At 67.3% G+C, this 22429-nt stretch carries 24 protein-coding genes; 16 read left to right on the forward strand and 8 right to left on the reverse strand.

Features of this window, described 5'->3' with window-relative positions; all coding sequences use genetic code 11:
* Positions 1-69 precede the first annotated feature (69 nt).
* From ABL838_RS24395 to ABL838_RS24415, 5 genes are all read left to right on the forward strand, one after another.
* Entirely contained in the window at positions 70-900 is an 831-nt protein-coding gene (locus ABL838_RS24395) for an ABC transporter substrate-binding protein (RefSeq protein ID WP_418122312.1), read from the forward strand.
* A gap of 111 nt (positions 901-1011) precedes the next feature.
* On the forward strand, positions 1012-1707 hold the full coding sequence (locus ABL838_RS24400; protein ID WP_184640997.1) for an amino acid ABC transporter permease: 696 nt from the start codon (positions 1012-1014) through the stop codon (positions 1705-1707).
* 16 nt (positions 1708-1723) lie between these two features.
* Positions 1724-2434 (forward strand): amino acid ABC transporter permease, encoded by a 711-nt coding sequence (locus ABL838_RS24405; protein ID WP_126023262.1) that lies wholly within the window; start codon positions 1724-1726, stop codon positions 2432-2434.
* Complete coding sequence (locus ABL838_RS24410; protein WP_126023261.1) at positions 2431-3174, forward strand: amino acid ABC transporter ATP-binding protein; 744 nt, start codon at positions 2431-2433, stop codon at positions 3172-3174. The genes ABL838_RS24405 and ABL838_RS24410 overlap by 4 nt, the downstream gene beginning before the upstream one ends.
* The gene (locus ABL838_RS24415; protein ID WP_418122313.1) at positions 3171-4172 is read left to right on the forward strand and encodes an isopenicillin N synthase family dioxygenase; all 1002 of its coding nucleotides are present in this window, start codon (positions 3171-3173) and stop codon (positions 4170-4172) included. Before ABL838_RS24410 ends, ABL838_RS24415 begins: the two co-directional genes overlap by 4 nt.
* On the opposite strand, the gene ABL838_RS24420 is transcribed toward ABL838_RS24415, so the two are convergent.
* From ABL838_RS24420 to ABL838_RS24430, 3 genes are all read right to left on the reverse strand, one after another.
* The gene (locus ABL838_RS24420) at positions 4115-4450 is read right to left on the reverse strand and encodes a hypothetical protein (RefSeq protein WP_418117603.1); all 336 of its coding nucleotides are present in this window, start codon (positions 4448-4450) and stop codon (positions 4115-4117) included. The two genes, ABL838_RS24415 and ABL838_RS24420, sit on opposite strands and share 58 nt — an antisense overlap.
* Positions 4451-4454: 4 nt before the next feature.
* A complete protein-coding gene (locus tag ABL838_RS24425; RefSeq protein WP_418122314.1) occupies positions 4455-5138 on the reverse strand; it encodes an HAD family hydrolase in 684 nt (227 codons plus the stop codon).
* 66 nt (positions 5139-5204) lie between these two features.
* Entirely contained in the window at positions 5205-6545 is a 1341-nt protein-coding gene (locus ABL838_RS24430) for an MFS transporter (protein WP_418117606.1), read from the reverse strand.
* A gap of 180 nt (positions 6546-6725) precedes the next feature.
* Here ABL838_RS24430 and cyoA point away from each other — a divergent pair, with 180 nt between their 5' ends.
* Genes cyoA through trhA form a run of 8 tightly spaced genes read left to right on the forward strand, consistent with a single transcriptional unit; the run spans position 6726 to position 14315 of the window.
* Positions 6726-7751: a ubiquinol oxidase subunit II gene (gene cyoA, locus ABL838_RS24435; RefSeq protein ID WP_126024788.1), complete on the forward strand. Its 1026-nt coding sequence runs from the start codon at positions 6726-6728 to the stop codon at positions 7749-7751.
* Position 7752: 1 nt separating this feature from the next.
* Entirely contained in the window at positions 7753-9756 is a 2004-nt protein-coding gene (gene cyoB, locus ABL838_RS24440) for a cytochrome o ubiquinol oxidase subunit I (protein ID WP_184640991.1), read from the forward strand.
* Complete coding sequence (gene cyoC, locus ABL838_RS24445) at positions 9749-10411, forward strand: cytochrome o ubiquinol oxidase subunit III (protein WP_184640990.1); 663 nt, start codon at positions 9749-9751, stop codon at positions 10409-10411. Before cyoB ends, cyoC begins: the two co-directional genes overlap by 8 nt.
* Positions 10408-10830: a cytochrome o ubiquinol oxidase subunit IV gene (gene cyoD / locus ABL838_RS24450; protein WP_418122315.1), complete on the forward strand. Its 423-nt coding sequence runs from the start codon at positions 10408-10410 to the stop codon at positions 10828-10830. Before cyoC ends, cyoD begins: the two co-directional genes overlap by 4 nt.
* Entirely contained in the window at positions 10830-11636 is an 807-nt protein-coding gene (locus tag ABL838_RS24455) for an SURF1 family protein (RefSeq protein ID WP_418122316.1), read from the forward strand. Before cyoD ends, ABL838_RS24455 begins: the two co-directional genes overlap by 1 nt.
* Positions 11590-13047, forward strand: coding sequence for an ATP-binding protein (locus ABL838_RS24460; protein ID WP_260319397.1), 1458 nt, complete (start codon positions 11590-11592; stop codon positions 13045-13047). Before ABL838_RS24455 ends, ABL838_RS24460 begins: the two co-directional genes overlap by 47 nt.
* The gene (locus tag ABL838_RS24465; RefSeq protein WP_184640987.1) at positions 13028-13579 is read left to right on the forward strand and encodes a response regulator transcription factor; all 552 of its coding nucleotides are present in this window, start codon (positions 13028-13030) and stop codon (positions 13577-13579) included. Before ABL838_RS24460 ends, ABL838_RS24465 begins: the two co-directional genes overlap by 20 nt.
* A gap of 40 nt (positions 13580-13619) precedes the next feature.
* Positions 13620-14315, forward strand: coding sequence for a PAQR family membrane homeostasis protein TrhA (gene trhA, locus ABL838_RS24470; protein ID WP_418122317.1), 696 nt, complete (start codon positions 13620-13622; stop codon positions 14313-14315).
* Between the two features lie 108 nt (positions 14316-14423).
* Here the strand turns inward: trhA and ABL838_RS24475 are convergent, their stop codons facing one another.
* From ABL838_RS24475 to ABL838_RS24485, 3 genes are read right to left on the reverse strand one after another with little or no spacing between them, the layout of a single operon-like run.
* Positions 14424-14654 carry a SlyX family protein gene (locus ABL838_RS24475; protein ID WP_418122318.1) on the reverse strand — a complete coding sequence of 77 codons (231 nt, stop codon included), beginning with the start codon at positions 14652-14654 and terminating at the stop codon, positions 14424-14426.
* A gap of 46 nt (positions 14655-14700) precedes the next feature.
* Complete coding sequence (locus ABL838_RS24480; RefSeq protein WP_418122319.1) at positions 14701-15597, reverse strand: SDR family NAD(P)-dependent oxidoreductase; 897 nt, start codon at positions 15595-15597, stop codon at positions 14701-14703.
* A 15-nt stretch (positions 15598-15612) separates the two neighbouring features.
* Positions 15613-16356 (reverse strand): SDR family oxidoreductase, encoded by a 744-nt coding sequence (locus ABL838_RS24485; RefSeq protein ID WP_418122320.1) that lies wholly within the window; start codon positions 16354-16356, stop codon positions 15613-15615.
* Between the two features lie 129 nt (positions 16357-16485).
* On the opposite strand from ABL838_RS24485, the gene ABL838_RS24490 reads away from it, so the two are divergent.
* Positions 16486-17382: a LysR family transcriptional regulator gene (locus ABL838_RS24490; RefSeq protein WP_184640984.1), complete on the forward strand. Its 897-nt coding sequence runs from the start codon at positions 16486-16488 to the stop codon at positions 17380-17382.
* A 1-nt stretch (position 17383) separates the two neighbouring features.
* Here the strand turns inward: ABL838_RS24490 and ABL838_RS24495 are convergent, their stop codons facing one another.
* Positions 17384-18892 (reverse strand): MFS transporter, encoded by a 1509-nt coding sequence (locus ABL838_RS24495; protein WP_418122321.1) that lies wholly within the window; start codon positions 18890-18892, stop codon positions 17384-17386.
* Positions 18893-19004: 112 nt separating this feature from the next.
* Between ABL838_RS24495 and ABL838_RS24500 the strand changes: the two genes are divergently transcribed.
* Both ABL838_RS24500 and ABL838_RS24505 read left to right on the forward strand, forming a co-directional pair.
* Positions 19005-19898, forward strand: coding sequence for a LysR family transcriptional regulator (locus ABL838_RS24500; protein ID WP_418122322.1), 894 nt, complete (start codon positions 19005-19007; stop codon positions 19896-19898).
* A gap of 74 nt (positions 19899-19972) precedes the next feature.
* The gene (locus ABL838_RS24505) at positions 19973-20263 is read left to right on the forward strand and encodes a type II toxin-antitoxin system Phd/YefM family antitoxin (protein WP_126024777.1); all 291 of its coding nucleotides are present in this window, start codon (positions 19973-19975) and stop codon (positions 20261-20263) included.
* A gap of 103 nt (positions 20264-20366) precedes the next feature.
* Here ABL838_RS24505 and ABL838_RS24510 read toward each other — a convergent pair whose 3' ends face one another.
* The gene (locus tag ABL838_RS24510; protein ID WP_418122323.1) at positions 20367-22346 is read right to left on the reverse strand and encodes an AAA family ATPase; all 1980 of its coding nucleotides are present in this window, start codon (positions 22344-22346) and stop codon (positions 20367-20369) included.
* Between the last annotated feature and the right edge of the window lie 83 nt (positions 22347-22429).

The raw sequence follows: 22429 nt of genomic DNA on the forward strand, positions 1-22429 counted from the left end.
GGATTGACTATTTAATGATCCGAAGTTTTATTGATATGGTCTCGCCCTGATTTCCCCAAGGAGAAGAACATGCGCATGAAACTGATTGCAGCCGCGGCCCTCGCCGCTTCGACCTTCCTGCTCGGCACCGTCGCCCATGCCGACCAGCTGGCCGACATCAAGAAGAAGGGCGAGCTGGTCGTCGGCGTGCTCGGCACGGACGAGCCCGCGACCTTCGTCGACCCCAAGACGCGCCAGATCGTCGGCTACGAGGTGGACCTGGTGAACGCCATCGCGAAGAAGATCGGCGTGAAGCCGGTGCTCAAGCAGATCGCGGTAGCCGCGCGCATTCCGGAGCTGCAGCAGGGGCACGTCGACCTGGTGGCTGCCGGCCTCACGCACAACAAGGAGCGCGAGGCGCAGATCGACTTCTCGCTCACCACCTTCGTCACCGGCCAGAAGGCCATCGTGAAGAAGGACAGCGGCATCACCGAGGTGCCGCAGCTCGCCGGCAAGAAGGTGCTGACCATCCGTGGCGGCACGCAGGAGCCCAACATCCGCAAGGCCGTGCCCAACGTGGAGGTCGTGACCTTCGACACCAGCCAGCAGGCCTTCCAGGCCCTGCAGCAGGGCAAGGGCGTGGGCTACGTCGACGACGAGGCCGCGCTGCTGCGCAGCTACGCCAAGCTTGGTCCTCAGAAGGCGCAGTACGTGGTGCTCAAGCAGAACCTGAGCACCGAGGCGCTGGCCATCGGCATCAAGAAGGGCGAGAGCGGCCTGAAGGCAGTGGTGGACGACACGCTGCGCGAACTCGAGAAGTCGGGCGACGCCGAGAAGATCTTCATCAAGTGGTACGGCCCGAACACGGCTTCGGGCTTCCAGTCGCGCGACTTCAAGCTCGAGAGCGACAAGATCGACTGAGCCTGAATTCCCGGCCTTCGCCCTCGGGGAAGGCCGGAGAGACGACAGGATGAGGCCGGACGACGGGCTCCGACTCTTTCTTTCCTCGCGGCGGTGATACTGTCGCCCCCCATGCCCCTGTTCGACTATTCCTTGCTGCTGACCGGCAAGTACCACGACATGCTTGTCGCGGGCCTGCTGCTGTCGCTGCAGCTGCTCGCGGCCTCGCTGGCGCTGGCGCTGCCCATCGCGCTGGTGGTGGCGCTGCTGCGGCTGTCGCCCTTCGCGCCGCTGCGCTGGCTCGGCTTCGCGTACGTGGAGTCGATCCGCAACATTCCGCTGCTGGCGCACATGCTCTTCTGGTATTTCGGCGCGCCCGAACTGCTGCCGGAAGACATCAAGCAATGGCTCTACGCGGGGCACATCGAAGCCTACAGCGCGATCATCGCGCTCGCGCTGTACACCGCGGCCTTCATGGCGGAGGACATCCGAAGCGGCATCCGCGCCATTCCCACAGTGCAGTTCGAGGCCGGCCGCGCGATGGGCTTCAGCTACCTCGCCACCATGCGCCGCGTGGTGCTGCCGCAGGCGCTGCGCGTGACCATTCCGCCGCTCATCTCGCAGACGCTGAGCCTGTGGAAGAACACCTCCATCGCCACCGTGATCGGCGTGGCCGAGCTGATGTACCAGGCCGGCCAGGTCGAGAGCGCGACCTTCCGCAGCTTCGAGTCCTTCGCGTTCGCGAGCGCGGCCTACCTGACTGTGTCGCTGGCCATCACCGGACTTGCCACCTGGTACCACCACCGTTACCCGGTGCGGACGATCTGAGGAAAGCGACGGCGCGATGCTTCAGATCATCAACGACTACTGGGTCTACTTTCTCATCGGTCAGTACCCGAACGGCCCGCTCGGCGGGCTGGTGCTCACGCTGCTGCTGGCCTCCTGCGGCCTGGTGCTGGCACTGCCGCTGGGCATCGTGCTGGGGCTGGCGCGGGTGAGCCCGTGGCGCTGGCTGCGCTGGCCGGTCACGGGCTTCGTGTTCGTGGTGCGCGGGCTGCCCCTGCTGATGGTGATCTTCTGGGCCTACTTCTTCCTGCCCAGCGTCACCGGCGTGAAGACCGACCAGTTCACCACCATGCTGATCGCGCTGGTGGTGTTCGACGCCGCCTACCTCGCCGAGATCGTGCGCGCCGGCATCCAGGGCCTGCCGCGCGGGCAGATGGAAACCGCCCGTGCGCTGGGCCTGAGTTATGGCAGCGCGATGCGCCTCGTGGTGCTGCCGCAGGCGCTGCGCAGCATGCTGCCCTCGCTGGTGAACCAGTTCGTCTCGACCATCAAGGAAACCTCGCTGGGCTACATCATCGGGCTGGCCGAGGTGTCGTTCATCGCGACGCAAATCAACACGCAGGTGTTCACCAAGCCCGCGCAGATCTACCTGATCCTGGGCGGGACGTACTTCATTCTCTGCTTCGGCCTCTCGCGCTTCGCCTACTGGCTCGAACGCCGGCTCGCGCGCCGCGGCATCTCCACCGCCGCCACCAAGGTGTCCGCATGATCGAACTCGAAAAAGTCAACAAGTGGTACGGCAGCTACCACGCGCTGGTCGACGTGACCGAAACCATCCACAAGGGCGAGGTGGTCGTGGTGTGCGGGCCTTCGGGCTCGGGCAAGTCGACGCTGATCCGCACCTTCAACCGGCTGGAGCCGATCCAGTCGGGCCGCATCGTGGTGGACGGGCAGGACATCCATGCGCCGGGCCTGGACGTGAACGAATTCCGCTCGCGCATCGGCTTCGTGTTCCAGCAGTTCAACCTGTTCCCGCACCTCACGGTGCTGCAGAACTGCACGATGGCGCCGATGCAGCTGCGCGGCCTCACGCGCAAGCAGGCCGACGAGCGCGCGATGGCGCTGCTGAGCCGCGTCGGCCTGTCGAACAAGGCCAACGCCTGGCCCGGCGAGCTCTCGGGTGGCCAGCAGCAGCGCGTGGCGATCGCCCGCGCGCTCGCGATGCAGCCCCCGCTGATGCTGTTCGACGAGCCCACCAGCGCGCTCGACCCCGAGATGGTCGGCGAGGTGCTGCTGGTGATGCGCGACCTCACGCGCGACGGGATGACCATGGTCTGCGTGACGCACGAGATGGGCTTCGCGCGCGAGGTGGCCGACCGCGTGCTCTTCATGGACGAAGGCAAGGTGCTGGAGCGCGCCACACCCGACGACTTCTTCAACCGGCCGCAGCATCCGCGCGCCCAGCAGTTCCTGGCCGACATCCGCTCCCCCTTCGCGAGAGACGCATGACCGACGCAGCCCTTCCTCTCATCGATGTTTCCGCGCTCGTTGCCGGCACCGCCGGGCGCGACGCCGTCGCCGCGCAGATCGGCGCCGCCTGCCGCGCCCACGGTTTCTTCTACGTGACCGGCCATGGCGTCGACCCGGCGCTGGTGAAGCGGCTCGAAGAACTCAGCCACCGCTTCTTCGAGCTGCCCGAGGAAACCAAGATGCGCTGGCGCATGGCCCTGGGCGGGCGCGCCTGGCGCGGCTACTTTCCGCTGGGCGGCGAGCTGACCTCGGGCCGGCCCGACTGGAAGGAAGGCCTCTACCTCGGCACCGAGCTGCCCGACACGCATCCGCTGGTGCAGGCGAAGACGCCGGTGCACGGGCCGAACCTGTTCCCCGAAGTGCCGGGCTTTCGCGAGACCATCCTCGAATACATGGCCGCCGTCACGCAGCTGGGCCACCGGCTGATGGAAGGCATCGCGCTGAGCCTGGGCCTCGAGGCGGGCTACTTCGCGAAGCGCTACACGGCCGACCCGCTGATCCTGTTCCGGCTCTTCAACTACCCCTCGCAGCCAGTGCCCGAGGGCCTGGACGTGCAATGGGGCGTGGGCGAGCACACCGACTACGGGCTGCTGACGATCCTGCACCAGGACCACATCGGCGGCCTGGCGGTGCACACGCCCGGCGGCTGGATCGACGCGCCGCCGGTTGCGGGCTCCTTCGTATGCAACATCGGCGACATGCTTGACCGCATGACCGGCGGGCTCTACAAGTCGACGCCGCACCGGGTGAAGCGCAACACCTCGGGGCATGACCGGCTGTCGTTTCCGCTGTTCTTCGATCCGAACTTCGAGGCGCGGGTGCAGCGCATAGAGGGCCTCGCGGGCGCCGAAGCGCGCGACGACAGCGCCGAGCGCTGGGACCGCGCCAACGTCCACGCCTTCAGCGGGCGCTACGGCGACTACCTGCTGGCAAAGGTGTCGAAGGTGTTTCCGCAGTTGCGCGACGAGGTGCTCTGAGGCGCAGGCGCGGGCAGGAGGCCGGGCTCTTCAAGGAAGACGTCCTCCCAGCGCTCGACTTCGGCATCGGGGTCGGAAATGGGCACGAGCTTGTCGCTGCGGCAGTAGAAGGTCCAGCCCTCGAACAGCACGTCGTAGTAAGTGCCGGGCAGGTAGCGCTCGCTGGGCGCCTCATAGGGCGCGGACACCACCTCCACGATCCGGCCCACGGCACGCTCCGTGAAGGGCGACGCCAGGCAGCTGTCGACCACGTGGCAGAGGGTGCCGATCTTGATCATGCCGTTACACCTTTTGCATGGCCTGTTGCGGAAACCAGCGCGGCAGGTGCGCCAGTGCGTCGTGCAGCGAATCGAGCACGTGGAAGGCCCGCTCGACGATCGATGCGGGCGGATGCTTGAGGTCGGGCACCACCACCACCCGCAGGCCCGCTGCCAGCGCCGCCCTGGCGCCGTTCTCGCTGTCCTCGAAGGCGATGCAGTCGGCGGGGTCCACGCCCAGCCGTTCGGCCGCGAGCAGGTAGAGCGCCGGATCGGGCTTGGCGCGCGCCACTTCGTCGCCGCCCGCGAAGGCCGAGAAGTGGTGCAGCACGTCGAGGCTGCCGAGGCAGGCCTGGATCTGCACGCTGGTCGATGAAGAGGCCACGGCGCAGCGCGTGCCGCGTTCGCGCAGCGCCGCCAGGAATTCAGCCGCGCCGGGCTTGATCGGGAACAGTGGCGTACCGTCGGAGCGCTCCAACTGCAGGCGCTGTCGCACGAGGCCCACCGCGTGGGTGTAGGCGGCCGGCCCGCCCAGCAGCGAAGCGAGGACGACTTCGGACTCCACCGTGGACAGCCCCACCACCTGCAGGTACTGGCTGTGTGAAAGCTCGATGCCGAGCGTGCGGGCGACGTCGATCCAGGCGGCCATGATGGGGCGCTCCGAATCGATCAGCAGCCCGTCCATGTCGAAGATTGCAGCGGCGAACATCGAGGCATCGTAATGAAAAACGAAAAGGGGCCCGTAAGGCCCCTTTTCGTTGCTGCGCGGAAAGTCTCAGTCCCGCGCCAGCGCCCGGTTCAGGCCCAGCGCCGCCAGCGTGGCGATGGCGCCCGACAGCAGGTAGACGCTGACATAGGCAAGGCCGAAGTGGGCCGAGAGGCCCAGGGCCACCAGCGGAGCGAAGGCCGCGCCGATGAGCCAGGCCACGTCTGCCGTGAGCGCCGCGCCGACGTAGCGGTACTTGGGCGCGAAGTTGGAGGTCACGGCGCCGGCCGCCTGGCCGTACGACAGGCCCAGGATCACGAAGCCCAGCAGGATGAAGATGTCCTGGCCGATACGGCCGCCGTCGAGCAGCGTGGGGGCGAAGCCGCTGAAGGCGGCGATCACCGCGGCCAGGCCGCCCAGCGTGAAGCGGCGGCCGATGCGGTCGGCCAGCAGGCCCGAGGCCACGATGCCGGCGGCGCCGAAGGCCGCGCCGATCATCTGGATCACCAGGAATTCGGTGACCGACTGGTCGGAATACAGCGTGATCCACGACAGCGGGAACACCGTGATCAGGTGGAACAGCGCGTAGCTGGCCAGCGCGGCGAAGGCGCCGATCAGGATGTTGCTGCCCTGCGAGCTGACCAGTTCGGTGACGCTGGTGGGTTCGAGCTCGCGCTCTTCGAGCAGGCGCGAGTATTCGTCGGTGGCCACCAGGCGCAGGCGGGCGAAGAGCGCCACCACGTTGATCGCGAAGGCCACGTAGAAGCTGTAGCGCCAGCCCCAGTCGAGGAAGTCTTCCGACGGCAGGCTGGAATACAGGTAGGCGAACAGAGCGCTGGCGATGAAGAAGCCGATGGGCGCGCCCAGCTGGCCCAGCATGGCGTACCAGCCGCGGCGGTTGGCCGGCGCGTTCAGCGCCAGCAGCGACGGCAGGCCGTCCCAGGAGCCGCCCAGCGCCAGGCCCTGGCCGAAGCGGAACACCGACAGCAGCACGATGGCCGTGAAGCCCAGGCTCGCATAGCCCGGCAGGAAGGCGATGCCGGCGGTGGAGGTGCCGAGCACGAAGAGCGCCAGCGTGAGCTTGGCTTCCCGCCCGAAACGTCGCTGGATCATCATCGAGATGACAGTTCCGAACGGACGCGCGATGAAGGCGAAGGAGAAGACCAGGAACGAATAGAGAACACCCTCGAGGTGCTGCTCGAACGGGAAGAAGACCGCCGGAAACACCAGCACCGAGGCGATGCCGTAGACGAAGAAGTCGAAATATTCGGAGGCGCGGCCGATGACCACACCGACCGCGATCTCGCCGGGAGCGATGTGCGAGTGGTCGTCGCCCTGCCGGGCGCCGCCGTGATCGGCCGGGTTCGGCAGCGGCTGTGCGCCTTGCGAAATGATGCTGGACGTCGTCATTGCTTGCTGTAATTCAGGTGTAACGCCGCGGCGCGACACCATAAGACCATGGGAGACCCCAGAGCGTCGCACCGAATCACATTTACCGCCATAGGACAAAACGTCCAATAGGCGAAACCCGTCTTCGGGCGTAGATTGTGGGGTCTTTTTGCGTCGCCCCTGCACCTCTTTTCCCCCGGCATGCACATCCTCAAGAACCTTCGCCGAGCACTCCTGCTGCTCTCCGCCATGCTCCTGGCGGGCTGCAACACGGTGCTGATGAACCCATCCGGCGACATCGCCCACCAGCAGGGACGACTGATCGTCGTCTCCACCGTGCTGATGCTGATCATCATCATTCCGGTGATCGCCCTGACCATCTTCTTTGCCTGGCGCTATCGCCAGTCCAATAAAGAGGCCACCTACAGCCCCGACTGGGACCACTCCACCCAGCTCGAGCTGGCCATCTGGGCAGCACCGCTGCTCATCATCATCGCCCTGGGCGCCATCACCTGGATCAGCACCCACACGCTCGACCCCTACCAGCCGCTGCGCCGCCTCGACGCCCAGCGCGCGATTCCGGCCGAAACCAAGCCGCTGACGGTGGAAGTGGTCGCCCTCGACTGGAAGTGGCTGTTCATCTACCCCGAACAGGGCATCGCCACGGTGAACGAGCTGGCCGCCCCGGTGGACCGCCCGATCAGCTTCAAGATCACGGCCTCCTCGGTCATGAACTCCTTCTTCATCCCCGCGCTGGCCGGCCAGATCTATGCCATGCCGGGCATGGAGACCAAGCTGCACGCCGTCATCAACAAGCCCGGCGAGTTCGAAGGCTTCTCCGCCAACTACAGCGGCGCCGGCTTCTCCGGCATGCGCTTCAAGTTCCACGGGCTGAGCAACGAAGGCTTCGACCAGTGGGTGCAGAAGGTCAAGTCCGGCAAGGACGGCGAACTCTCCCGCGAGCTCTACAAGAAGCTCGAAGTGCCCAGCGAGCGCGAGCCCGTGCGCCACTACCCCACCGTTGCATCCGACCTGTACGACGCGATCCTCAACCAGTGCGTGGACCGCAACAAGATGTGCATGAAGGAAATGATGGCCATCGACGCCAGCGGCGGCATGGGCAAGCCCGGCGCCTTCAACGTTGCCACCAAGCAGGCCTGGGACATCGAATCCCTCGATACGCCCAAGCGCAAGTACGTCACCGCGATGTGCACCACCGAAGAATAAGATGTTGCAGAACCTTGACCTGACGAAGCTCGTCTTCGGCCGCCTCTCCTGGGAGGCGATTCCCTTCCACGAGCCCATCCTGCTCGTGACCTTTGCCGGCGTGGTGCTGGGCGGCCTGGCCGTCCTGGGCGCACTGACCTACTTCAAGCTGTGGGGCATGCTGTGGCGCGACTGGATCACCAGCATCGACCACAAGAAGATCGGCATCATGTACATCATCCTGGGCCTGGTGATGCTGCTTCGCGGCTTCGCCGATGCGCTCATGATGCGCGCCCAGCAGGCCATCGCCTTCGGCGACAACGCGGGCTTCCTGCCGCCGCACCACTACGACCAGGTCTTCACCGCCCACGGCGTGATCATGATCTTCTTCGTGGCGATGCCGCTGGTCACGGGCCTCATGAACTTCGTGGTGCCGCTGCAGATCGGCGCGCGCGACGTGGCCTTCCCGTTCCTGAACAACTTCAGCTTCTGGATGACCACCTTCGGCGCCGGCCTGGTGATGGCGTCGCTGTTCGTCGGCGAGTTCGCCAAGACCGGCTGGCTGGCCTATCCGCCGCTGTCGGGCATCCTGTTCAGCCCCGACGTGGGGGTCGACTACTACATATGGTCGTTGCAGATAGCGGGGGTGGGCACGTTGCTGTCCGGCGTGAACCTGCTGGCCACCATCGTTAAGATGCGCGCGCCCGGCATGACCATGATGAAGATGCCCGTCTTCACCTGGACCGCCCTGTGCACCAACGTGCTGATCGTCGCCGCCTTCCCGGTGCTGACCGCCGTACTGGCCCTGCTGTCGCTCGACCGCTACGCAGGCACCAACTTCTTCACGAACGACCTCGGCGGCAACGCCATGATGTACGTGAACCTGATCTGGATCTGGGGCCACCCCGAGGTGTACATCCTGATCCTGCCGGCCTTCGGCATCTTCTCGGAAGTGGTCTCCACCTTCTCGGGCAAGCGCCTCTTCGGCTACGCCTCGATGGTGTACGCCACGGTCGTGATCACCATCCTGTCGTACCTCGTCTGGCTGCACCACTTCTTCACCATGGGCTCCGGCGCCAGCGTGAACTCGTTCTTCGGCATCACGACGATGATCATCTCGATCCCGACGGGCGCGAAGATCTTCAACTGGCTGTTCACCATGTACCGCGGCCGCATCCGCTTCGAGCTGCCCATGATGTGGACCATCGGCTTCATGATCACCTTCGTGATCGGCGGCATGACCGGCGTGCTGCTGGCCGTTCCCCCGGCCGACTTCGTGCTGCACAACAGCCTGTTCCTGATCGCCCACTTCCACAACGTGATCATCGGCGGCGTGCTGTTCGGCATGCTGGCGGGCATCACCTACTGGTTCCCGAAGGCCTTCGGCTACAAGCTCGACCCGTTCTGGGGCAAGTGCTCGTTCTGGTTCTGGATCGTCGGCTTCTGGTTCGCCTTCATGCCGCTGTACATCCTGGGCCTGATGGGCGTCACCCGCCGCATGAGCCACTTCCAGGACATGTCGCTGCAGATCTGGTTCCAGGTCGCCGCCTTCGGCGCGGTGCTGATCGCGCTGGGCATCGCCTCGTTCCTGATCCAGCTGGTGGTGAGCTTCATCCGCCGCGACCAGTTGCGCGACACCACGGGCGACCCGTGGAACGGCCGCACGCTGGAATGGGCGACCTCGTCGCCGCCGCCGGCCTACAACTTCGCGTTCACGCCGCGCGTGCACGACAACGACGCCTGGTCCGACATGAAGGCCCGCGGCTACCAGCGTCCGCTGGAAGGCTTCAGCCCGATCCACATGCCCAAGAACACGGCCGCCGGCTTCATCATCGCGGCGCTGAGCGCGGTGTGCGGCTTCGCGCTGATCTGGCAGATGTGGCTGCTGGCCGGCATCGGCTTCGTCGCCATGCTCGCCGCCGTGATCATCCACACCTTCAACTACAAGCGCGACTACTACATCCCCGCGGAAGAAGTCGTCCGTACCGAAGAAGCGCGCACGCGCCTGCTGGCTGCCAATGTCTAACAGTACCGCCCTCCACTCCAGCCACACGAACACCGTGGGCAACGCCGCGAGCGTGCCCACCTTCGAGGTGTTCAACGTCCGCAACGAAGACCACCACCCCGAGAACGGCACGCTGCTGGGCTTCTGGCTCTACCTGATGAGCGACTGCCTCATCTTCGCCTGCCTGTTCGCGGTGTACGGCGTGCTGGGCCGCAGCTACGCGGCCGGCCCTTCGGGCGCCGACCTGTTCGACCTGCCGCTGGTGGCGATCAACACCTCGCTGCTGCTGCTGTCGTCCATCACCTACGGCTTCGCCATGCTGCAGATGCAGCAGCGCCGCATGGGTGGCGTGCTGGTCTGGCTGGCCATCACCGGCCTGCTGGGCGCGGGCTTCATCGGCCTGGAGCTCTACGAGTTCGCGCACCTGATCCACGAAGGCGCGGGCCCGCAGCGCAGCGCCTTCCTGTCCTCGTTCTTCGCGCTGGTGGGCACCCACGGCCTGCACGTGACCTTCGGCATCGTCTGGCTCATCGTGCTGATGATCCAGCTGCCCAAGCACGGCTTCACCGCCGCCAACCGCCGCCGCCTGATGTGCCTGTCGATGTTCTGGCACTTCCTGGACGTGGTCTGGATCGGCGTCTTCACCTTCGTGTATCTGATGGGATCGCTGCAATGAGCGCGCACACCGAAACCGCCGGCCACGGCGCACATGGCCACAACGACCATGGTCATGACCACGGGCACGGCCACGACGACGGCCCGGTGAGCCACAGCACCTTCAAGGGCTACATGACCGGCTTCGTGCTGGCCGTGATCCTCACCGCCATCCCGTTCTGGCTCGTGATGGGCAAGGTATTCGACAAGCCCAACACCACCGCTCTCGTCATCCTGGCCTTCGCCGTGGTGCAGATCGTGGTGCACATGATCTACTTCCTGCACATGGACGCCAAGTCCGAAGGCGGCTGGAACATGCTGGCGCTGATCTTCACGCTCGTGCTCGTGGTCATCACGCTGGCCGGTTCGCTGTGGGTCATGTACCACATGAACACCAACATGATGCCGCACTCGGTGCACGACATGAAGAACATGCCCTGATGGCGGAACAGGCCGTCCGCCAGCGCTCCACCGCCGCACGGGTGGCACTGGCGGTCTGCGCCGTCCTCGCCTTCGCCGGCTTCGTCGCGCTCGGCACATGGCAGGTCGAGCGCAGGGCCTGGAAGCTGGATCTCATCGCACGCGTCGACCAGCGCGTGCACGCCCCGGCCACCGCGGCCCCCGGGCGGACCGAATGGCCCACGGTCAACGCGGCCAACGACGAATACCGGCATGTCCGCCTTGCCGGCACCTTTCTCCACGACAAAGAGACGCTGGTGCAGGCCAGCACCAGGCTGGGCGCCGGCTTCTGGGTGCTGACCCCGCTGCGCAACAGCGCCGACGGCACCGTGGTGCTGGTCAACCGCGGCTTCGTGCCGCCCGAAGCGCAGAAACGCGAGGCGCGCGCCGCCACCGAGCCCCAGGGCGAAACCACCGTGGCCGGCCTGCTGCGCCTGACCGAACCCAAGGGCGGCTTCCTGCGCAAGAACGATCCGGCCGGCGAGCGCTGGTTCTCGCGCGACGTGCAGGCCATCGCAGCCGCCCGCGGCCTGAACGTGAACGACGTCGCGCCCTACTTCGTCGATGCCGAGGCCACGCAAGCCCCCGCGAGCGCCACCGACACCCCCGCCTGGCCCGCCGCCGGCCTAACGGTCATTTCCTTTCCCAACAGCCACCTCGTCTACGCCCTGACCTGGTATGGCCTCGCCCTCATGGTGCTGATCGCGGCCTGGTTCGTGCGGCGCAGCGAAAATGCGGCCCATGCCGACGCCCGCCCCGCCGACCAAGATGCCCGCCGCGACGGCTGAATCCGCCGCTGTAGCGGGCGAGCTGCATCCGCCCCGCGCCGGCGTCGCGAGCCTCGACAACGCCATCGGCCACCAGAACATGCAGCAGCTGATCCAGCTGCGCTGGTTCGCGGTGGTCGGGCAGGTCGCCACCATCCTGGTGGTGCACTACGGTTTCGAGATCCGGCTGCCGCTGGACCACATGCTGCAGGTGCTGGCCTGCCTCGCGCTCTTCAACATGGTGAGCCTGCTGCGCTCGCGCAGCCACCGGCGCGTGACCAATGGCGAACTGTTCGTCGCGCTGCTGGTCGACGTGGCCACCCTCACCGCGCAGCTCTACCTGAGCGGCGGCGCGACCAACCCCTTCGTGTTCCTCTTCCTGCTGCAGGTGACGCTGGGCGCGGTGCTGCTGAAGGCCTGGTCGACCTGGACCATGGTGGTCATCACCAGCATCTGCTTCGCCGGACTTGCGCTGTTCTCGCGCCCGCTGGCACTGCCGCTGGACCACGACCGGGGCCTGTGGAGCCCCTATATCCAGGGCATGCTGGTGTGCTTCGCGCTGAACGCGGCGCTGCTCGTCATCTTCATCACCCGCATCAGCCGCAACCTGCGCGCGCGCGACGCCCGGCTGGCCGACCTGCGACAGCGCGCCTCCGAAGAAGAGCACATCGTGCGCATGGGCCTGCTGGCTTCGGGCGCGGCGCATGAGCTGGGCACGCCGCTGGCCACGCTGGCCGTCATCCTCGGCGACTGGCGCCGGCTGCCGCACTTCAGCTCCGACCCCGAGCTGCTGACCGAGGTGGCCGAGATGGAACTGCAGATCCAGCGCTGCAAGAGCATCGTCAGCGGCATCCTGCTGTCGGCCGGCGAGGCGCGCGGCGAGTCTTCGGAGGAAACCACCGTCAGCACCTTCCTCGACGACCTCGTCGAGGAATGGCGCACCACCCGCCCGGTGGAAGACTTCGAGTACGACAACCACTTCGGCCGCGACCTGCCCATGGTTTCCGACTCGGCCCTCAAGCAGATGATCTGCAACGTGCTCGACAATGCGCTGGAGGCGTCGCCGCACTGGCTGCGCCTCGAGGCGGCGCACGACGCCGACGCGCTGACGATCACCGTCACCGACGCAGGGCCCGGCTTCCTGCCGGCCATCCTCAAGGAGTTCGGCAAGCCCTACCAGTCGAGCAAGGGCCGCGCTGGCGGCGGGCTGGGGCTGTTCCTGGTGGTGAACGTGGCGCGCACCGTGGGCGGCCGCGTCGCGGCGGCCAACCGGCCCGAGGGCGGCGCCGTCGTGAAGATCACGCTGCCGCTCGCGGCCATCGTGCTCGAGGAAGAAGAGACGGAAGTGGACGACGACGCGGACGACGAGGAAGCCCTCGCGGCCGCTGGCAGGACCATCGGAATGGAAGGCAATGAGCGAAACCGGAGCTGAAGCGCAGCGCCAGCTGCTGATCGTCGAGGACGACGGCGCCTTCGCGCGCGCGCTCGGCCGCTCCTTCGAGCGCCGCGGCTACGCCGTGACGCACGCGAGCAACCTCGCCGAGGTCGAGTCCCTGCTGGCCGGCTCCTCGCCCGGCTACGCGGTGGTCGACCTCAAGCTCAACGGCGAGGCCTCGGGCCTGGCCTGCGTGCAGATGCTGCACCGGCACAACCCCAAGATGCTGATCGTGGTGCTCACGGGCTTCGCCAGCATCGCGACCGCGGTGGAAGCCATCAAGCTCGGCGCCTGCCACTACCTGGCCAAGCCCTCGAACACCGATGACATCGAGGCCGCCTTCGGCCGCGCCACCGGCACCACCGAGGTGGAGCTGACCAACCGTTCCACATCCATCAAGACGCTCGAATGGGAGCGCATCCACGAGACGCTGGCCGAGACCGGCTTCAACATCTCGGAGACCGCGCGCAGGCTCGGCATGCACCGGCGCACGCTGGCACGCAAGCTGGGCAAGCAGCAGGTCAAGTAGACCGATCTTCAAACCACACGCACTTGCGCACGGACAGACGATGACCTTTTCGCCACCCTCTCCCCCGCCCACGCAACGCAGCAAGACCGCCGTCCTCGCCGCGCGCGACCAGACGGCCATGGAAGAACTCTTCAACGCCCTGAGCCACGGCCTGGGCCTTGCGCTGGCGATCGCCTCGCTGCCGATCCTGGTCTACAGCGCCGCACAGAAGGGCCAGGCCGCGGCCGTGGTCGGCGCCAGCCTGTTCGCGGGCACGGCCATCGTGCTGTACCTGATCTCCACGCTCTACCATGCGCTGCCCATCGGCCGGGCGAAGGCCTGGTTCAACCGGCTGGACCACGCGGCCATCTACCTCTTCATCGCGGGCAGCTACATGCCCTTTCTGTTCGGCGTACTGCGCGGCCCGCTGGGCTGGACGCTGTTCGGCGCCATCTGCGCGGCGGCGGCGCTGGGCGTGGGCGCCAAGCTGTTCAACCGGCTGAAGCATCCGCTGTGGTCCACCGGCCTGTACGTGGCGATGGGCTGGATGGCGCTGATGGCGGCCGTGCCGCTGTACGAGCGCATGTCGGCGGCGGGCCTGGGCTGGCTGGTGGCCGGCGGGCTGTTCTACACGGCCGGCGCGGTGGTTTTCCTGTTCGACAACAAGGTGCGCTTCGCGCACTCGGTGTGGCACCTGTTCGTGCTGGCCGGCAGCACCTGCCATTTCTTCGCCGTGCTCTGGCATTCACATGGGTAACTCCCCCAGGCTTCGCGCACTTCGTGTCGCTTCGCCAACCCCCTCGCCGGGGGCAGCACCGGCGGCCCGGCAAAGCCGGTTCCGCGGTGCTCCGCGAAAAGTCGTCGATCAATAGTGCGGGGGTAACTCGTCACGTGGGTTGCGCGCGGCGCCGTCCTGGCCTGAGCTCTGCATCTGCTCCTTCAACTGCGTGACCTGCAGGATCAGCCGATCGATCTGCTGCTGTTGGCGGTAGATCGTCATGTTCAGCTGGTCGAGCAGGTCCTCGGCGTAGCTCGACTTGATCTCGAGTTCGGTCACGCGCTCGGCAATGAGATGGTCGTAGGGCGGGTTTTCCATGCCGCTATTGGACAGGAATACCGCCCCGCTCTTTGTGACGCCCCGCTTAGCGACGCACCTTCGCCTCGAGCAGGTCCGCCATGCCGATTCGCTTGGCGAATTCGATGCGCACCCGCTCCGACACCTCGAACACCTCCTGAGCACCGTCGCCCACGAAGTCGATCAGCGAGCGCATCGGCCGCGTGCCGGCGGGCAGGCCCACGATGCGCACGATCTCGTCGGCCACGGCCTGCGGGTCGGCGTTGTCGGGCGTCAGCGCCGAGAGGCGCGCGCCGATCTGGTCCATGAGGCCGTCGTAGCGGGCGTAGGCGGCGGCGGTGGTGGCATCGGCCGGCTTGCCGGCGCTCGGGAAGTGGTCGGTGCCCTTGGTGAAGGCGCCCGGCACGACGATGGAAGTCTCGATGCCGAAGCGCGCGATCTCATACGCCAGCGTGACGGCCAGCGAATCCATCGCCGCCTTGGCCGCGCCATAGGGCCCCATGAACGGCGGAAAGCCGCCCTTGGTGGTGGTGCTGCTGATCCACAGCATCAGCCCCGACTCCTGCGCCCGCAGATACGGCAGCACCGCGCGGTTCACACGCTGCGCGCCGAGCACATTGGTGTCGAACACCTTGACGATCTCATCCGGCGTGAAGGCCTCCGTGGGGCCGACCACCAGGTGGCCGGCGTTCTGCATCACCACGTCGAGATGACCCTGCTCCCGCACGATGGTCGCGGCGGCCGCATCGGCCGACTCCTGCGAGAGCACGTCGAGCTCGAGCGGGTGCAGCTGGATGTTCTTCGCCGCGGCCAGGGCACGCAGCTCGGCGGCGCGGCCGTTGTTGCGCCCTGCGATGTCGCGCATCGATGCGTAGACGACGTGGCCCGCTTCGGCGAGCGACAGGGCCGTGAGCTTTCCGATGCCGCTGCCGGCGCCGGTGACGAGGACGATCTGCTTCTTCATGGCGTGTCTCCTCCTTCAGGCGACGCCGCCGTTGGCCCGCAGGATCTGGCCGTTGACCCAGCCCGCATCGGGCCCGGCGAGGAAGGACACCACCGATGCGATGTCCTCGGGCTGGCCCAGGCGCTGCAGCGGCGGCATCTTCGCGAAGGCCTGGACCTGCTCCTCGGTCTTGCCGTCGAGGAAGAGCGAGGTGGCGATGGGGCCTGGCGCCACGGCGTTCACGGTGATGCCGCGGCCGCGCAGTTCCTTGGCGAAGACGTGCGTGAAAGCCTCGACCGCCGCCTTGGTGGCGTTGTAGATCGCGTAGCCGGGCATGTTCAGCGCGAGCGTGGTGCTCGAGAAGTTGACGATGCGGCCCCCCTCGTTCAGGCGCGTGGCGGCCTCGCGCAGCGTGTTGAAGGTGCCGCGCACGTTGATGTCGAAGGTCTGGTCGTACTGCGCGTCGCTGTGCTCGGCCAGCGGCAGGGTCTTGAGCACGCCGGCGTTGTTGACCAGCACGTCGACCTTGCCGAGTTGCGCCTCGACGGCGTCGAACATGGCGTGCACTTCCTCGGCGCTGGCCACGTCGGCCTTGACGGCGAAGGCACGGCCGCCGGCGGCCTTCAGCTCGGCGACGAGGGCATCGGCCTGCTCCGGGCTCGATGCGTAGTTGACGGCGACGGAGAAGCCGTCCCTGGCGAGGCGCTGCGCGACGGCGGCTCCGATGCCGCGCGATGCGCCGGTGACGATGGCGACCTTGGGAGTGGATGACTGGTTCATGGCTGGCTGTTCCTTTGCAGGGGTGGTGGGTTGGTGAGACGAATCTTCGATCGTTCCATCCAAAAGATAATCAGCCTCTAATCGACATTACTATTCCATTTACATCAACAATAGATCGGCAAACCGCCCATGGACCGCTTCCAGGAAATGCAGGCCTTCGTGCGCATCGCCGAGCGCCAGAGCTTCACGCAGGCCTCCGAGGACCTGCGCATACCGCGCGCAACAGTCACCAATCTCATCAAGCGCGTGGAGCAGCGCGTCGGCACCCGGCTGCTGGAGCGCACCACCCGCACCGTGCGCCTGACACAGGACGGCGAGGCCTACTACCGCCGTTGCGTGCGGCTCTTGGCCGACGTGGAGGAAGCCGAGGGCCTGTTCCGCGACGAGGCGCCCAAGGGCCTGCTGCGCGTGAACCTGCAGGGCACGCTGGCGCGGCATTTCGTGGTGCCGGCACTGCCGGGCTTCCTGGCGCGCTACCCGGAGCTGGAGTTGCACATCGGCGAGGACGATCGGCTCGTCGACCTGGTGCGCGAGGGCGTCGACTGCGTGCTGCGCGCGGGCACGCTGCAGGACTCATCGATGATCGGACGCCGCGTGGCGCTGCTGCCGCAGGTCACGGTCGCGAGCCCGGCCTACATCGCGGCCCACGGCGAGCCCAAAAGCATGGAAGAGCTGGCATCGCATCGCGCCATCCACTACATCTCCAGCGCCACGGGAAAGCCGGTGCCGCTCGAATTCACGGTCGACGGGCAGGTGACGAACGTGCAGCTCGGCGGCATCGTCTCGGTGACCGGTGCCGACCTCTACACCGGCTCGGCCGTCGCGGGCCTGGGGCTGGTGCAGGTGCCGCGCTACCGCGTGGCCGGCGAGTTGGCCGACGGTCGGCTCAAGGTGCTGCTGCCGGAGTTCGCACCGCCGCCGATGCCGGTCTCGGTGCTCTATGCGCAGAACCGGCAGCTGTCGTCGCGCGTGCGCGTGTTCACGCATTGGCTGCGCGACATCTTCGAGGCCGCCAGGGCAGCCTGAATCAGCAGGCCGTCGACTCCAGCGCCACGGCGCCGGCCTCGGCATGCGTCTCGCCGCGCAGGAAGGCGAACACCACAAGCGCCGTCGCCACGGTCACGCCCGCGAGCACCCACAGCAGCGTGCCGAACGCTGCGCCGTAGGCGTGCAGCACCGCCGCGCGGTCCATGCCGGGCAGCAGGGCCAACGCTTGCGAGATGTCTCCGGTGGTGACGCGCTGCGCAGCGCGCGATGCCGCCTCCGCATGGCCCAGCCGCGCAGCCACCAGCGCCGTCAGCCCCGCGCCCACGAGCGCCAGCGCGATGCCCTCCCCCGCCACCCGCACCGTGTTGAAGATGCCCGATGCCATGCCCGCGCGCTCGCGCGGCACCACGCTCACGGCCAGCCCGTCCATCAGCCCCCAAGGCAGCCCGATGCCCGCGCCGATCAGCAGCAGCGGCCACGCCATCGCGCCCAGCGGCGTGCCCGGCGCGCAGCGGCTGAGCCAGAAGAGCCCCGCGGCGCACACCAGCAGCCCCACGGCCGAGATCGCGCCGGCCGAGAACCGGTGCGCCAGCGACGCAGCCAGCGTCGGCACCACGAGGATCGGCCCCGAGAGCGCGAACATGAAAGCCCCCGCCTCGATCGCGCCGCGCCCTTCGAGCCCAATGAAGCGGATCGGCAGCAGCACCAGCAGCACGACGAAGCCATAGGCCGGCGCGGCCGCCAGCAGCTGCACGCCGACGAAGCGCGGAAAGCGGAAGAGCGACAGGTCGAGCATCGGGTGCGCCACCCGCCGCTCGATGGCAACGAAGACCGCGCCCATCGCCGCCGCGCCCATGAGCGCACCGAGCACCCACGGGCTGCCCCACCCGCTGTCGGGCGCCTGCAGCACGCCCAGCGTCAGCAGGCTCAGCGCGGCGGTGAAGCTCAGCGTGCCCGGCACGTCCAGCCCCATGGCCTGCGGGTTGCGCGACTCACGCATCGCGAGCGACGCGATGCCGAGCGCCAGCAGGCTGACCGCACCGGGGCTCAGCATCACTGCCTGCCAGCCGAAGCTCTGCGCGAGCCAGCCCGAGAGCATCGAGCCGCAGGACAGCCCCACGCCGAACGAAGTGCCGATCAGGCTGAAGGCCCGCGTGCGCGCCGCGCCGTCGAACACCTGTGCCAGCGCGGCCGTGCCCGCCGCGAAGGCCGCCGCCGAACCCAGCCCCTGCAGCGCGCGCGCCAGGTCGAAGGCCACGATGCCCGGCGCCAGGGTCAGCAGCGAGGCGCTGAGCGCCACCACCGCGAGCCCCAGCAGGAAGACGCGCTTGCGCCCATAGGCGTCGGCCAGCGCGCCGGCCGCCATCAGCGTGGCGCCGAAGCTCAGCATGAAGGCATTGGTCACCCAGTTGAGCTGCACCGGGCTGCCGCCGAGCGCGTCGCGCACGGCGGGCAGCACCACCGCCGGGCCGGTGAAGCTCAGCGGCATGCCCAGCGCCGCGAGGCAGACGGCGGCCAGGAGCCAGTTTCGGGAGGAAGACGTGGACATGAGGAACGTGCTTTCGCGGAAGGTGAAAAGGAAAGCACGAAGATAGAAAGGAATCAATGCACTGAGAATTGCAGCATTGCTCCTCGCACTCCCAACCAAAGGTTGCCAATCCATGGACAGCTTCAGCGGACTCGAATCCTTCGTGCGGGCAGCCGACCTGTCGAGCTTTGCCAAGGCCGGCCGGCTGCTGGGCATCTCCGCCTCGGCCGTGGGAAAGAACGTCGCGCGGCTCGAAGAACAGCTCGGCGTGCGCCTCTTCAACCGCACCACGCGCCACATGCGGCTCACGCAGGAAGGCGCCCTCTTCCACGAGCGCTGCCGCCGTATCCTCGACGAGCTCGACGACGCGCGGGCCATGATGCAGGACGCCATCGCCGCACCGCGCGGCCGCCTGCGCGTGAGCCTGCCGACCATCGGCTACCGCTTCCTGCTGCCGATGCTGCCGGCCTTCAGGGAGCGCTACCCCGAGATCGAGCTGGACCTCGACTTCAACGACCGGCTGGTCGACGTCATCGCCGAGGGCGTCGACGTGGCGATCCGCAGCGGCGACCTGGTCGATTCGCAGCTGGTCGCCCGCCGCCTCGGCCCGTTCCAGTTCGTGCTCGTGGCCTCGCCCGCCTACCTGGAGCGCCACGGCGTACCGCAGACCCCTGCCGACCTCGCGCGGCACACCTGCCTGCGCTACAAGTTCGTCACCGGCGGAAAGATCGAGGACTGGGACCTGCCCGGCCTGCCCACCCACCTCCCGCCGGGCCTGCTGTGCAACAACATGGAAGCCATGCTCGGCGCCGCAGTCGCCGGCCTCGGCGTGGCCTACATGCCCGACTTCCTCGCGCGCGACTCGCTGTGCCGCGGCGAACTGCAGCGCGTGCTGGCCACGCACCTCGTGCGACAGGGCCAGTTCTCGGCTCTGTGGCCGTCGAGCCGGCAGCTGTCGCCGAAGGTGCGGGCGTTCGTGGACTTTGCGGGGGAGCATATGTTCAGGGAGGACGGCGTCGCGCCGTAGCCCGCCTCAGGTCGAGTCGGGCCGAGTTCAGACCACAATGAATTCGACCGGCCACGACACCAGGGATGAGCGCCATGAATTTCTCGACTCACGTCAAACCCATCAGCTACTTCAAGAGCCATGCCGCGGACATCGTGAAGACCTTGTCCGATACCCGCGAGCCCATGCTTATCACCCAGAACGGCGAAGCCAGGCTCGTCGTGATGGATGTTGGCTCCTACGAGGAGCGCGAAGCCACGCTCGCGCTTCTCAAGATCCTGGTGCTAGGTAACCACGCAATCGAGCAGGGCCAGTTCCGTCCGGCGGAAGACGTGTTCGCAGATCTGGGCCGGCAGGCCGTAGAAGAAGAAAAGGACGCGAAATGAAGATCGTGTTCCCGCGGTCCGCGGACCACGATCTGAAGACCCTGCTCATGCGGCGCATGGTCGGCGCCGCATGAGTTCAAGCAGGCGCTGAGAGCGCCGTCCGTCAGGCGACTTCTGCCGGCTGCTCTGCTTGAGGGCTCACAACGGCCGTCTGCTCTTCGACGCGTTGCATCACCGGTGCCTCGGCGGGCACGGCAGCCACGGCGACCGGGGTCTCGGCCACAGGCTCGGCAGACTTGATGCTCTCACCGGCCACCGGCTTCGCCGGTTCAGCCGTCACTGGTGCCGGCACTTCCGCAGGCGGGACGACCGGCGCGGCGACTGCAACAGGCGCTGCTTCTGCCGGTTTGACGCTTTCCACGACGACGGGCTTCGCAACCTCGGTCTTGACTGCCTCGATCTTTGCAGGAGCGGCAACCTTCGCCGGCTCAGGCATCGCGGGTGCAGGCAAGACTGCAGGTGCGGCCACTGCAACAGGTGCAGCTTCCACTGGCTTGGCGATTTCCGCGACGACGGGCTTCGCAGGTTCTGGCTTCACAGGCTCGGGCTTGACTGCCTCAGCGGACTTTGCCGACTTCGCAGGCTTCGCGCCCTCCGACGCGTTCTGCTTTGCGGGCGCCGGCTTCACCGATTCCTGCGTCGCAGCCACAGGCTTCGCAGCCTCCTGCTTCACCGGCTCACTGGCCATCCGCGCGAACGCCAGCGCCGCCTTCAACGGGAACAGCGTGCGCTCATCCCCCTGCGCGGTGTTGCTCACAGTCGTACCCGCGGTTTCGTCCAGGCTCGCCGTACGCACCGCGTCGAGCCGGTGCGTGGGCACCATGAAGGGCGAGTGCGTGGTGTAGATCACCTGGTTGCCGGCGAAGTCCTTTTCCAGGTGCGCCAGCAGGTCGGCCTGCGAATGGGCGTGCAGGTGCAGGCCGGGTTCGTCCAGCAGCAGCACGGCGTCTTCGGCCTGGCCGCCCCGGGTGTCGGCGAAGAAGGCGACGTAGAAGGAGAAGAACCACTGGAAGCCGCGGCTGCGCTCTTCCAGGTTCACTTCGACTTCGTAGGCGGCGTTCGGGTCCGACACCAGCGTGTCGAGGTACTGGCCGTCGAGGTTGAAGCGCACCTTCAGCGCGCGGTCTTTCCAGAGGCGGCGGATCTCGGCCGTGACCACCGAGCCGGCGCGGTTGACGAGTTGGTTGCGCGTGGCCTGGTCATTCCTGTCGAGCAGGGCCTGCAGCTGCCGCAGGTCGAGCCCCGCGGCCTTGCACAGCCTGCCGAAGCTCTGCTGCTCGGGCGTGAGCTGGCCCCAGCCCTCGCGCCCCAGGAATTCGGCGATGTTCTGGCGGCCGGGCAGCGCCGGGTACTCGTCGACGTAGACGAAGCGCGGCAGCTTGCCGATCACCCATTGCTGCGCGCGCTCCAGCGCGGGCGCGTCGTTGGCGATGGCCAGCGCCATGTCTTCCAGCTCGGCCAGCATCTGCTCCTGCTTGTCGCTGAGTTCAGCGCCCGCGACCGCCAGCGCCTTGCGCAGGGCCTGCGCCGCCTTGACCGCGCCGGCCGACCACTTGATGTAGTCGGGGCTCATGATCATCGCGGCATCGAAGACATCGGCTTCCTGGTCCAGTGCGGCCTTGGCGGCCTCCTCGGCGACCTTCTCCGTGGCGGCCTTCACCGCCGGCACGATCTTGCGGACCTTGCCCTTGATCTCGCTCACGTCCAGCGACAGGGCCGCCAGCCCTTCGAAGCCGGCCGAGCGGCTGGCCGCATAGCCGCGGCTCGCGGTGACGTGGCGCACGCCGGCCGCGCGCGGAAGGATGGCGGCCAGTTCGGCCTGCTCGCTTTCGTCGAGGCTCCAGCGCGTGAAGACGACGGGCGTGTCGCCGGTGCACTCTTCGAGCCGGCGATGGCGCGGGAAGTCCTTGATGGGGCTGAGTTCGGCGATGCCTTCGGCGGGGTTCAGGCTGTGGAGCGCGCGCAGCAGGTTCGATTTGCCGCTGTCATTGCGGCCGAGGATCGTGGTGATCTGCGTGGAATCGATGAGGCCGCTGTCGTTGATCGAGCGAAAGTTGGTGATCTGGAAAGACGCCAGGCGCATGCAGGAATTTCTCTTCTCTGAATTGGATACGGGGCCGGGGAATGTATTGCATTCCACGGCCCCGTCCGGCCCTCGGGCGAAGA

The organism is Variovorax sp. 160MFSha2.1, assembly GCF_048305075.1.
GTDB classification, from domain to species: domain Bacteria; phylum Pseudomonadota; class Gammaproteobacteria; order Burkholderiales; family Burkholderiaceae_C; genus Variovorax; species Variovorax guangxiensis.